The organism is Streptomyces mayonensis, from assembly GCF_018982965.1.
Lineage (GTDB): Bacteria > Actinomycetota > Actinomycetes > Streptomycetales > Streptomycetaceae > Streptomyces > Streptomyces mayonensis.
In genome coordinates this window covers 1-12,468 of the sequence record NZ_JACBYP010000171.1, presented here as the reverse complement: position 1 = coordinate 12,468, position 12,468 = coordinate 1, and the positions used below count along the sequence as shown (strand labels likewise).

Here is a 12,468-nt window from a genome sequence, read left to right as displayed (position 1 = left end):
CGGTTCCGGGAGCTGGCCGTCGGACTGCTGCGTGCCGCCGAGGCCCAGTGGCACGGCGCACCGCTGGCCGAGTTCGCCGCCAGCGCCGGGGCGCCGTCGGCTCGGGTCCGGCTGGCCGGGGGCCGTCGCCGGGGGCGGGAGGGCCGGGGGCGCCGGGGGGGGGGGCGGCGGGCGGTGGGGGGCGCTCGGGACTGTGGTCACGAGACCGAGCTTCACCCGGCGGGCCTGTCGTTTTCCTGTCGGTCGACTTTCAAGTGGTTATCGATCACGGAACGGCCGTACCCGCGCTCTGGGGTGCGGGCGGGCGGTGGCGCAGTATGAGCGGGTGGAGAAAGTACGACTGCTCGTGGTGGACGACGACCCGCCGATCGCCGACCTCGTGGCCACCGTCGCCCGCTACGAGGGCTGGGAGGCGGTCACCGCCAACTCCGGCGAGCAGGCGCTGCGGCTGGCCGGCGACTTCCGGCCCGACATCGTGGTGCTCGACCTGATGCTCCCGGACGTCGACGGTTTTGGCGTCCTGGACCGGCTGCGCCGCTCGGGCACGATGGTTCCGGTGGTGTTCCTGACGGCGCGTGACGGCGTGGCGGACCGGGTGGCGGGTCTGACCCGGGGCGGCGACGACTACCTGGTGAAGCCGTTCGCCGTGGAGGAGCTGATGGCCCGGCTGCGGACCGTGCTGCGGCGCAGCGCCGGGCCCGGTTTCCAGCGGTCGGTGCTGCGGGTGGCGGATCTGACGATGGACGAGGACGCCCGCGAGGTGCGCCGGGGCGAGCGGCGGCTGTCGCTGACTCCGACCGAGTACGAGGTGCTGCGCTACCTGATGCGCAAGTCGCCGACCGTGCTGACCAAGGCGCAGATCCTCGACCACGTGTGGGAGTACGGCTTCGGCGGCCGCTCCAACGTGGTGGAGCTGGTCGTCAGCCGGCTGCGCCGCAAACTGGACGAGGCCGCCCCGGACGCCGGTGACGGGGAGCCGCTGATCCAGACGGTGCGGGGTTTCGGCTACGCGCTGCGCCAGGCCCCCCGGTGATCCGGCGGCTCTGGCGCGCCTACCGCGGCCTGCGGCTCGGGACCCGGCTGGCGCTGGGTCTCGGGGTGCTGTCGCTGGTGGTGTTCGCCGTGGTCGGCACGGTGCTGACGGCGTACATGCGGGACTACCTGGAGCGGCAGCTCGCCGACCAGATGAAGCTGGTGCAGGTCGTGCAGTCCAAGGACGCCGCGGCGCACGGCACGGTGCGGCGCAAGCCGTACTACGGCTGGTACACGGCCGTGTACGACGTCTCCGGCGGCTCGGCCGACCTGCGCACGCCCGCCGAGGTGCCGGCCGACAGCCGCGCCCTGACCGAGCTGGCGCGGACGATGGCCCGCTCGGAGAAGGACATCACCCGCAGCGTGCGGATCGGCGGGCACGGCCCGTACCTGCTGCGGGCCTGCGAGGTGGAGCCCGGTGTGGTGCTGGTCAGCGCCGCGCCCATGGGGGACGTGGAGGACACCGTGGACCAGCTGGTCACGGTGCAGGTGATCGTCTTCGGGCTGGCGCTGGCGGCCCTGGTGGTGTTCGGGCGGCGGATGCTGCGGCGCGGTCTGAAGCCGCTGAGCGACATGGCGAGCACAGCGCACGGCATCGCCTCGCACGACCTGACCGAGTCGGCCGCCCGGCTGCCGCTGCGCGCCGACGGCCGCGACGGCGGGCAGGAGGTGGCGGAGCTGCGGACCGCGTTCAACACGATGCTGGAGCACATCGACGCGTCGCTGGCGGTCCGCGCGAAGGCCGAGCAGCGGCTGCGCCGCTTCGTCGCCGACGCCTCCCACGAGCTGCGCACCCCGCTGATGTCGGTACGGGGCTACGCCGACCTCTTCCAGTACGCGGCCGCCAACGAACCCGCCGAACGCGAGCGGCACCTGGCACGGCTGCGCGCCGAGGCGGCCCGGATGGGCGGGCTCCTGGACGACCTGCTGCTCCTCGCCCGGCTCGACGCGGACGAGGTGGAGGCGCCGCTGCGCCGGGAGGACACGGACCTCGCGGAGCTGGTCAGGCAGGCCGCGGACGCCTTCCGCGCCGGCCACCCGGAGCACCCGCTGACGCTGCGGGACGGGACGGCGCCGGTCAGGCTGTGCCTGGACCCGCACCGCGTCCGGCAGGTGCTCGACAACCTGCTCACCAACGCGGCGGTGCACACCCCGCCCGGCACGGAGGTCTCGGTCACGCTCTCCGGGATGCCCGGGGCGGCCCGGGTGTCGGTGGCCGACACGGGCCCGGGCATCCCGGCGGCCGACCGGGACCGCATCTTCGACCGCTTCTACCGCGTCGACAAGGCCCGCAGCCGCGACCGCGGCGGCAGCGGCCTGGGCCTGTCCGTCGCGGCCTCCCTGGTCCGGGCACACGGCGGCACGATAGAACTCTCCACCGAACCGGGACCCACGCTCTTCACCGTGACCCTCCCGGCCACCGGCAACTGACCGGTTCGCGACACGAACAGACCGAATGTGACGCAACGGCGCCAACTTACGCCCGTTTCCCTCCCTGTTCCCCTCCGGGTACGGGGATATCGGCGGCCCGTACGGAAAGGATCCGTCCGAGAGCCGGTACCGACGTGCACGGGGCGGGGGCGGGGTGCGCAGCGACGGGCAGGAGTCGTACAACGAGCTGGGCGGCACCGTGCACGGCCCCGTCGTCCAGGCGGGTCACGTGCACGGCGACATCAACTTCGGCCGCTTCGACCACTCCGGTCCACGGCCGGACGGCGCCGAGCGGACTCCCTGGCAGCTGCCCCCTCTCCTCCGCGTGATCGACCGGTCGCGCGAGACGGCGGCGCTGGAACGGCACCGGGCCCGCGCCGCCCGGGAGGGCCGGCCGGTCCTGGCCGCGCTGAGCGGGCTCGGCGGCGTCGGCAAGACCACTCTCGCCCTGAGCTGGCTGCACGCCCTGCGTCCCCACTTTCCGGACGGTCAGCTCCACGCGGACCTCGGGGCGCAGTCCCCCGCCGGGCCGGAACCCCCGGCGGAGGTGCTCGCCCGCTTTCTGCGTGCCCTGGGCGTCCCCGCGCAGCAGCTCCCCGCACGGTCGGCCGAACGGGCGGCGCTGTACCGCTCGTTGACCGCGAACCGGCGGCTGGTGGTGCTGCTCGACGACGCGGCGACCGCGGCCCAGGTGCGCCCGTTGCTGCCCGCGGGCGGCAGTGTCACCGCGGTGACCAGCCGCAGGAGGCTCCCGGGACTGACCGTCGACGGCTGCCGTCCCGTCCACCTGGAGCCGCTGGCCCTCGAAGCGGCCGTCGACCTGCTCGCGGACACCTTGTCGGACGAGCGGGTGAACGAGCAGCCCGGCGACGCCCGCACCCTGGTCGAGCTGTGCGCCGGGCTGCCGCTGGCCGTCCGGGGCGCCGGCGCCCGGCTGGCGGCGCGTCCCGGGCGGCGGATCAGCACCATGGTCCGCGCGCTCGGCGAGGAACGACGGCGACTGGAGGCACTGGCCATCGACGGCGACCACGACGTCCTGGCGACGCTCGACGTGTCCTACCGTGCCCTGCCCGGGGCGGCTGCCCGGCTCTACCGGCTGCTGGGGCTGCACCCGGGCCGGGAGTTCGACGGTCCGGTGGCCGCCGCCCTGCTGGCCGCGGACGGCGGAGGCGGCGCTGACGGGGACCCGGCCGACGCCCTCGAAGCGCTCCACGACGCGAGCCTGCTCGTCGAGGCCGCCGGGGAACGGCACCGCTTCCACGACCTCGTACGGCTGCACGCCGCCGCCAAGGCCACCGAGGACGAGCCGCCGGACGCGCGGGCGCGTGCGGCGCGGCGCATCGCCGACCACTATCTCGCGAGCGCCACCCGTGCCGAGGCGATCATCGACCCCCAGCACCGGACCATGGCCCGGGACTACGGCCCCGGCCCCGTGGTCGTGGCGGAGGTGGGGCCCGGAACGGAAGCCGCCCTGGACTGGCTGGAGCGGGAGCTGCCCAACCTGATGGCCGTGCTCCACCGGGCGCCCGCCGACGGATTCCCCACCGTCTGCTGGCAGTTGGCCGACGCCCTGTGGCCGCTCTTCCTGCGGCGGAAGTTCTACCCGGAGTGGGGCGCCGCGCACCGGGCGGGGCTGGCGGCGGCGCGGGGGCTCGGGGACCGGGCGGCCGAGTGCCGGATGCTCACCTCGGGCGGAATCGGTGAACTGGATTCCGGAGAACCCGGCGAGGCGCTCGGGATGTTCGAGCGGGCCGCGCACCTGTTCCTCGCGGCCGACGACGGTCTCGGTCACGCCCGCACCCTCAACTACCGGGGTCTCGCCCTCCAACGGCTCGGGCGTCCGCGGCGGGCCGCGGAGTTCTTCCGGCGCGCCGCCGCCGAACTGCCGGCCCACGGGGACCGGCGGGCGGGCGCCCTGGCCGCGCTCAACCTCGCCGACCTCGCGCTGGACGAGGGCCGGGCCGGGGAGGCCGTCCGTCACGCCGGTGCCGCCCACGACACGCTGGACGCCTCGGGCGACACCTACAACGCCGCGCGCGCGACCACCTGTCTGGGGCGCGCGCACCTCGTGCTCGGCCGACTCGGGGCGGCCGAGGAACAGCTGTCCGGGTCCCTGACGGCCCTGCGCGCGGTGTCGGCGTACGAGGCCGCCCGCGCGCTCGGAGCCCTGGCGGAGGTCTCCGAACGGCGCGGGCGGCGGCAGCTCGCCCGGGACCGCTGCCGTGAGGCGCTGGACCTCTACGCCTCGGCGGGCCGGTCGGGTTCGCAGGACGCCGAGGCGGTCCGCGTCCGGCTCGAACGACTCGAACGACTGGAGGACGACGGTTCCGGGCGGTAGGCCGACCGTGCCCCGGACCCCGCACAGCCCGGAGGCAGACTGACGACCGCAGGTTCCAGGGCCGCGACAGCCGCCCCCAGTTCCGTACCCGGCACCCCCGCGACCAGGCAGGAGTGGGCCAGCGAGGCGAGCCGGTCCCAGGTTCCCCCCGCCCGTCCCGCGCCCGCTCCCGGAGCCTCGAACACGACCACCGGACCGGCCGCACCCGCCGCACCCGACCGCAGCCAGCAGCGGTTCCCGTGGTGCACCGCCACCACCAGGGCGCCGGGGCAGGAGTCGGCGAGCCGGGCGGCCCGGCGCACACCGGCGCCGGGCGCGACCAGCACGTCGCCGAGCGGCGCCCAGCCGGTCGGTGCGGAACACCGCACCCTGACGTGCTCGTCCACGGACAGGGCCCCGGACGCCGGGTCGACCAGCACGGTCCGCACCCGGCGGACCGCGCCGCCGTCGGCACGGTCCACCGTCAGGGCGGCCGCCGTCAGGGACGCCACGGCGAACCGCATCACCGCGACGCCCCCGGGCCCGGGTCGTCGAACCGCACCGTCAGGGGCAGGCCGGCGGGTTCCACGACCGGCCCGCGGACGGCGGGCGCGCGCAGGCGCAGCTTCCGGTAGAGCAGCGCACGCATCCGGCGCGCGAACCGGCCGGGCTCCGAAGTGATCCGGGCCGCGACCCGCTCGTACCGCTGCGCACGCCGGAGCACGGAACTCCGTTTGAGCTGCTGCCACACCGGGCGGTCCTCGCGCAGCCGTGGTGCGAAGGACATCAGCTCGGCCATCGGCGAGCCCGGGTCCACGGCGGCGTCGGAGCGGCCGGCCATCAGCACCGGCGCTCCGGTCATCGCGCCGTAGAGCGAGACCGATCCGTGGTCGCCCACGATGTGGTCGGCGGCGGCCATCGCACCGGTCCAGTCGGCGTGCGGGCTGACCAGGACCAGGCCCGCGCGCGCCAGTCCGGCGAGCCAGGCGCGGACCTGCCAGTGGCCGTGGGCGTTCCAGACGTGCGGGTGCAGGAGCGCGGCGGTCCGGTACTCGTCCTCGGGCAGTTCGGTGACCAGGCGCTCCAGCGTGCTCCAGCCGTGTCCCAGCAGGGAGTCCGGGCCCCACGTCGAGCAGGCGAGCACCAGACGCCGGCCGCCCCGGACGCCCAGTGCCTCCCGGTACAGGGCGCGGAAGGGCAGGCTCGCCGCGATGCGGTCGAAGCACGGGTCGCCCACCACCTTCGCGGCGGGCACGGCCTCGGGGCAGTCCTGGCCGAGCCGGGTCAGCTCCTCCTGGTGGGCCAGCACGATCGCCTCGGGCACCACCGCGCCGTCCTGCATCAGGTGCTGCCTGCTGAGCCCGTAGGCGCCGCCGGGCACCGCCGGAGGGCCGCCCGGTGCGAGGGTGACGACCTTGTTGTGGCCGGCGCCGTGCGGAAGGACCACCACGGGCGTCCGCAGGTCGTGCAGGTTGCCGTGACCGGCGGCCACCGCGAGGTCGAATTGGGTCAGCACCGCCTGGCTCCAGGGCAGTACGAGACCTCCCAGCCGTTCGAGGAAGGCACCCACCCCGTTGCTGAACACGTCGGGTGCCTGGGTGAAGAAGGTCTGCACCCGGTTGTCGCCTTCGAGCAGGCGTATCGCGTCGAGCAGTCGCTGGCCCGTGACGACGGTGTGCACCACGACCAGCAGCCTGCGGCGGCTCCGGTGTGTGGCCCAGCGGTCGGCATCCATGCGTACCGGCACGTGCCACGCGTGCGGCTCCGGCACTGTCAGGCTCATCGTTGAGATCCCCCGGTCCTTCGTGTGGTCGGGCCGTCCTGTCCTGAACGGCCGTTCTGCGCGGCCCCGCCGTCGCGCGGCCGATGGAAGGGGGATGCCCGGGGGTCCGGACGGCGGGCTTGCAGGAATCCTGCACTCCTGTGGGAGCCCGGCCGGGAGCCTCCGGCCGGGCGTCCGTGCGCCCCGTCGCTGCCCCCGTGCGCCCGCGACTCCACCCCTGACGCCCCGGTGCGACCGTAGAACAGTGGTTCGCGTCACACCTGCGCCAAGACCGTGGTACGAAGCGCACCCATCGGGGGAGACGGTGGACCTTCTCGTTCTGGGACCTCTTGAGCTCTGGCACGACCAGCGGCAGCACGAACTCGGATCGCTGAAGGAGCGATGTGTGCTGGCCGTGCTGCTGCACGCACGCGGTGAACCGGTCACGGTGGACACGCTGGTGGACCGGGTCTGGGACGGCGAGCCGCCGCCGACCGCGGTGGACACGCTGCACAGTTACCTGTCCAGGCTGCGCCGCCGGCTGCGCCACGCGGTCGGCGACGACCTGGCAGAGGTGAAACGGCACTCCTCCCGGCAGTACCGGCTGCGCGCGGATCCCGGCGACATCGACCTGCTGCGTTTCCACCGGCTGCGCTCGCAGGCGATGGCCGAGGCCTCCCGGAACCGCGAGCTGGCCGTCGGACTGCTGCGTGCCGCCGAGGCCCAGTGGCACGGCGAACCGCTGGCCGAGTTCGCCGACAACTCCTGGGCGCAGTCGGCTCGGGTCCGGCTGGCCGAGGACCGTCGCCGGGTGCGTGAGGAACGGATACGCCTGGAGATGGAGCTGGGCCGTCACGCGGACCTCGTGGGGGAACTGCAGGAACTCGCCTCCCAGAACCCGTTCGCGCAACGGGTGATCGGGTCCCTGATGCTGGCGCTGTACCGTTCCGGCCGCCACGACGAGGCGCTGGCCGTCTTCCGGGACACCCGCACCCGGCTGCACCGCAGCCAGGGCATCGAGCCGACCGCGGAGTTGCAGCAGCTGCACCTGCGGATGCTGGAGCAGGATCACGACCTCCTGCGGACCGACGAGAGCGGCCTCACAGCCGCCGAACACCCCGCACCGTTCGCCCCGTCGAACGCACCGGCCAACGCCCCGGCGGCCTTGCCCGTCTCCGTCGCCCCGGCCGAGTCCCCCAACTGCCTGCCGCGCGACATCCCGGACTTCGTCGGACGGTCGGGCGAGCTGCGGATCCTCCTCGACGGCACCGCGGCGGGACCGGGAAGCCAGGCCGGCCAGGATGCGAGCACCGCCCTCCCCGTCACCGTGATCCACGGCATGCCCGGCATCGGCAAGACGGCCCTCGCGGTCCACGCGGCACACCAGTTGGCCCCGGTCTATCCGGACGCCCAGTTCTACGTCGACCTGCGCGGCTACAGCGGTCAGCAGCCGCTGGACCCGGCCGACGCCCTTGCCGTCCTGCTGCACACCGCCGGTTGCGACGGGACGCTGCCGGCCGCCCCGGAAGGGCGCGCCGCCAGGTGGCGGGAGTGGACCGCACGGCGTCGTGCGCTCGTGGTCCTGGACAACGCACGGGACGCCGCCCAGGTCGCGCCGCTGCTTCCCGGCTCCCCCGCCTGCCGGGTCCTGGTGACGACGCGGAACCGGCTCGCCGGGCTGGACGGAGCCGCACCGCTGTTCCTGGACACGCTGTCGGAGCAGGAGGCGGAGTCCCTGTTCACTCGCGTCGCCGGTGCGTCCCGGGTGTCCGCCGAGCCGGAGAACCTGCGGCGGGTCGCGGCCGCGTGCGCCCACCACCCGCTTGCCCTCCAGGTCCTGGCGAGCCGTTTCCGCCACCGGAACGCATGGGACCTGCGGCACCTGCTTGCCCGGCTGACGCAGGCGAGTCGCCCGCTCCAGGAGTTCGACTCACTGATCAGCTCCGTGTTCCGATTCTCGTACGCCGAACTCGGCGCGCCCGCGCAGACGTTGTTCCGCCTGCTGGCCCTGCATCCCGGCCCGGACCTCACCCTGCCCGCGGCCGCCGCGCTGGCCGGCCCGGCACATGCCGAGGACCCCGCCCTGCTGGAGCAGTGCGTCGAGGAACTGCTCGACGCCAGCCTCCTGGAGGAGCCGGTACTGGGGCGTTACCGCCTGCACGACCTCACACGCTCGTACGCCACCCAGGTCGGCCTGGACACGGACGCCGAGCGGGTCCGCCGGGCCGCGACCGGACGTCTCGCCGCCCACTACCTGGCCACGACGGACCGGGCCGACCGGCTGACCCGCCCCCACCGCCCACGCGTCCCGGTCCCGCTGCCCCGGGGGACCGCCCACGCCCTCCGCGACGCCGACGAGGCCTCGGTGTGGCTCACCGTGGAGCGCGCCAACCTCACGGCGGTCGCGCGCATGGCCGCCGCGGACCACCCGGAGTACGCGGCGCTGTTCCCGGTGGTCCTGGCCAGAACCCTGAAGCTGTGGGGGGCGTGGGGGGACGCCTCGGACCTCTTCGACGCGGCACTGCCCGTGCTGCGTGCGTCCGGCGACCGTGCTCTTCTGGCGCGGGCGCTGACGGACCGGGCGGACCTCCTGGCGCAGCGCGACCACGGCGAGGCTCTGGCCTGCGCGAGCGAGGCCCTCGCGATCCACGGGGAACTGCACGACGCCCACGGCAGGGCCGACGCCCTGCTCCAGTCCGGCCGGGCCCGGCTGGCGGCGGGCCACGGCGACACCGCGCTGCCCCTGCTGGAAGAGGCGCGCACGCTCTACCGCACGGCCGGCGACCCCGCCGGTGAGGCCGACTGCCTCAATGTGCAGGGGGCGGCGCTGTCGTATCTGGGACGGTACGACCAGGCACTCGACAAGGTCGAACGGATGGGGACGATCTATGAGGGCCTGCATGACCTCCACGGCCTGGCCCGGGCCCAGAACAACCGCGGTGAACTGCACTTCCTCCAGGGACGTTACGCGGACGCCCGCGCCTGCTACGAGCAGTCGCTGGCTCTGATGCGCCGGTACGGCGGCCGCACGGACGTGGCGACCGTGTCGACGAACCTGGGGGCGGTGCACCAGGTGCTGGGCCGCACCGACGAGGCGCTCACCCACTTCCGGCGCACCCTCGCTGCTCACCGCGCCAGCGGGGACAGCCTGGGGGAGGCCGACGCGCTGATCCTCGCGGGGAGGGCCTACGCCGAGTCGGGGCGCCGGGGCGAGGCCCTGCTCCACTTCACGATGGCGGAACGCATCGCCGCCGACATCGACAATCCGTACGAGATGATTCGCGCCTCCCTCGGCGCGGCAGACGTCCAGCGGGAGTCGGGGCGGCTCGATCTTGCCTCTCAGGGCTACGAGCGGGCTCTGGATGTGGCGGAGCGGATTCACTACGTCCTCGGCTCCGCCCAGGCGCTCGCGGGGCTGGCCCGGTCGGCCGCCTTGTCCCGGCGCTCCGCGGACCTCGCCGACGCCTACGGAGAACGGGCCGCCGCCCGCTACCGCGCCCTGGGCGCGGAGACGGAGGCGGCGGAACTCCTCCGGTTCCTGGCGGGACACCGTCCCACCGGCCCCCGTCGTCCCGGTTCGGGGGCGGGCGGGGACGGGTTCACCAGATCCAGCGGAACAACTTCCAGCCGACGGAACCGGCGTCCGTGAAGGGGGAAGCGGGGTACAGCTCGGCGTGCACGGGTCTCCTAGGGTGCTCGTACTGCGAACGGATCGACGCGAAGATCACGTCTCGCCGAGAGTACTGGGACGATCACCCGTGCGAAGGGAATTTCCAGATTCGGCACCGGCCGACCCGCTCCCCGTGGAAACTCACCCGGAGGACCGACCGCTCCGGACCACCGGCCCGTGCGGTCCTCCGGGTCACGGTGGACCTGCGGGCGGCCGCCGCGGGGTTCCGTGTCAGCCCTCCGTCGGCTCCAGCCGCAGCGAGATGCTGTTGATGCAGTACCGCTGGTCGGTCGGGGTCGGGTAGCCCTCGCCCTTGAAGACGTGGCCGAGGTGGGAGCCGCAGCGGGCGCAGCGGACCTCCGTGCGGACCATGCCGTGGGAGCGGTCCTCGATCAGCTCGACCGCGTCGGTGTCCTTCGGGTCGAAGAAGGACGGCCAGCCGCAGTGCGACTCGAACTTGGTGGTGGAGGTGAACAGCTCCGCGCCGCAGGCCCGGCAGGAGTAGACGCCCTCGGTCTTGGTGTCGGTGTACTCACCGGTGAAGGCGGGCTCCGTGGCGGCCTGGCGCAGGACGGCGTACTCGGCCGGGGCCAGTTCCGCCCGCCACTGCTCGTCCGGCTTCTCGACGTCGTACGACATGAGTACTCAGCCCCTTACTTCTGCTTCGCCTTGCTCGACAGCTCGTCCAGGATGCGCGGTCCGAGGTCGGTGACGTCGCCCGCGCCCATGGTGAGAACGAGATCACCGGCCTTCGCCATTCCCGCGACCGCCGCGGGCGACGCGTCCTTGTCGTGGACCGGGGTGACGTCGGCGCCGGCGGCCCGGGCCGCCTCGACGATCAGGTCGCTGGTGATGCCCGGGATCGGGTCCTCGCGGGCCGGGTAGATGTCGAGGACGACCGAGGCGTCGGCGAGGCCCAGCGCCTGGCCCATCTCCTTGCCCAGCTCCTGGGTGCGGGAGAACAGGTGCGGCTGGAAGAGGACGAGGATGCGGGCGTCGCCGACCGCGGCGCGCATGGCCTCCAGGTCGGCGGTCATCTCGGTGGGGTGGTGCGCGTAGGAGTCGACGACCTGGACGCCGGCCGCCTCGCCCTTGAGCTGGAGGCGCCGCTTGACGCCCGTGTAGGCGGCCAGCGCGGGGGCCAGCTCGGCGGCGGGGACGCCGAGGGCGGCGGCCGCGGCGAGGGCGGCGACGGCGTTGTGGGCGTAGTGGCGGCCGGGCACGGAGACGCCGAAGGTCAGCTCGGCACCGTCCAGGACGACGGTGACCTCGCTCTTCAGGCCCTGCGGTACGACGGACAGGATGCGCACGTCGGCGTCCTCGGACTCCCCGTACGTCACCGTCCGCACCCTGCCGGCCAGCCGCCGGGTCAGCTCCCGGGCGCCCTCGTGGTCGGCCGCGACCACCAGGGTGCCGCCCGGGACGATCCGGTCGGCGAAGGTCTCGAAGGACTCGTAGATCTCGTCCATGGAGGCGTAGTTGGCGTGGTGGTCCAGCTCCACGTTGAGGACGACGGCGACCTCGGGGGCGTACTTGTGGAAGCTGCGGTCGCTTTCGTCCGCCTCGGCGACGAAGATCTCGCCGTCGCCGTGCAGGGCGTTGGAGCCCGGCGCGTCGAGGTCGCCGCCGATCGCGTACGACGGGTTCAGGCCCAGCTCGGACAGGGAGACCGCCAGCATCGAGGTGGTGGTGGTCTTGCCGTGGGTGCCGGCGACCGCGAGGGGGCGCAGGCCCTGCATCAGGGCGGCGAGCGCGTCGGAGCGGTGCACGACCGGGATGCCCAGTTCCGCGGCGCGGACCAGCTCCGGGTTGTCCTCGCGGATCGCCGAGGAGACGACCACGCAGCTCGCGTCGTCGGCGAGGTGCCCGGCCGCGTGCCCGATGTGCACGGTGGCGCCCAGCGCGCGCAGCGCCTCGGCGGTCGCGGACTCCCTGGCGTCGCTGCCCGCCACCGCCGCGCCCCGCTGGGCCAGGATCTTGGCGATGCCCGACATTCCGGCGCCGCCGATGCCGATGAAGTGCGGTCGGTCCATGGCGGTAGGAAGGCCGGGTGCCATGCGCTGTTCTCCCCAGGGGTGCGACGCGACGTGGTGCGCGAGGTGTGCTGCGAGGTGGTGTGCTGCGGGTGCGCCGGGCGGTGTGCCGTCCGGCGCGGGGCGCCCCCCCCCGCGGGGGGGGCGCGCCCCGGCCGGGCGCGGTGGGGGGCGGGCCGAACGGTCCTGACGGGGCGCGCGGGGGGGGGGCCCCCGGGCCCCG

General features: G+C 74.4%; 8 protein-coding genes. 4 read left to right on the top strand and 4 right to left on the bottom strand.

Annotation, left to right across the window (positions count from 1 at the left end; genetic code table 11):
• Positions 1 to 325 precede the first annotated feature (325 nt).
• The 3 genes from HZS56_RS35425 to HZS56_RS35415 all read left to right on the top strand — a co-directional run bounded on the left by HZS56_RS35425 (position 326) and on the right by HZS56_RS35415 (position 4,801).
• Positions 326 to 1,033, top strand: coding sequence for a response regulator transcription factor (locus HZS56_RS35425; protein ID WP_308408232.1), 708 nt, complete (start codon positions 326 to 328; stop codon positions 1,031 to 1,033).
• The gene (locus HZS56_RS35420) at positions 1,030 to 2,463 is read left to right on the top strand and encodes a sensor histidine kinase (RefSeq protein ID WP_216724915.1); all 1,434 of its coding nucleotides are present in this window, start codon (positions 1,030 to 1,032) and stop codon (positions 2,461 to 2,463) included. Before HZS56_RS35425 ends, HZS56_RS35420 begins: the two co-directional genes overlap by 4 nt.
• A 154-nt stretch (positions 2,464 to 2,617) precedes the next feature.
• The gene (locus HZS56_RS35415) at positions 2,618 to 4,801 is read left to right on the top strand and encodes an ATP-binding protein (protein WP_216724914.1); all 2,184 of its coding nucleotides are present in this window, start codon (positions 2,618 to 2,620) and stop codon (positions 4,799 to 4,801) included.
• Here the strand turns inward: HZS56_RS35415 and HZS56_RS35410 are convergent.
• Positions 4,702 to 5,304 carry a hypothetical protein gene (locus HZS56_RS35410; protein WP_216724913.1) on the bottom strand — a complete coding sequence of 201 codons (603 nt, stop codon included), beginning with the start codon at positions 5,302 to 5,304 and terminating at the stop codon, positions 4,702 to 4,704. The genes HZS56_RS35415 and HZS56_RS35410 overlap by 100 nt on opposite strands.
• A complete protein-coding gene (locus HZS56_RS35405) occupies positions 5,304 to 6,563 on the bottom strand; it encodes a hypothetical protein (protein ID WP_216724912.1) in 1,260 nt (419 codons plus the stop codon). The genes HZS56_RS35410 and HZS56_RS35405 overlap by 1 nt, the downstream gene beginning before the upstream one ends.
• 304 nt (positions 6,564 to 6,867) lie before the next feature.
• Here HZS56_RS35405 and HZS56_RS35400 point away from each other — a divergent pair, with 304 nt between their 5' ends.
• On the top strand, positions 6,868 to 10,191 hold the full coding sequence (locus tag HZS56_RS35400; RefSeq protein ID WP_308408231.1) for an AfsR/SARP family transcriptional regulator: 3,324 nt from the start codon (positions 6,868 to 6,870) through the stop codon (positions 10,189 to 10,191).
• Between the two features lie 252 nt (positions 10,192 to 10,443).
• On the opposite strand, the gene msrB is transcribed toward HZS56_RS35400, so the two are convergent.
• Together msrB and murC are read right to left on the bottom strand one after the other, a co-directional pair.
• Complete coding sequence (msrB, locus tag HZS56_RS35395) at positions 10,444 to 10,851, bottom strand: peptide-methionine (R)-S-oxide reductase MsrB (RefSeq protein WP_216724910.1); 408 nt, start codon at positions 10,849 to 10,851, stop codon at positions 10,444 to 10,446.
• A gap of 14 nt (positions 10,852 to 10,865) precedes the next feature.
• Positions 10,866 to 12,269 carry a UDP-N-acetylmuramate--L-alanine ligase gene (gene murC, locus HZS56_RS35390; RefSeq protein WP_216724909.1) on the bottom strand — a complete coding sequence of 468 codons (1,404 nt, stop codon included), beginning with the start codon at positions 12,267 to 12,269 and terminating at the stop codon, positions 10,866 to 10,868.
• Positions 12,270 to 12,468: the final 199 nt, after the last annotated feature.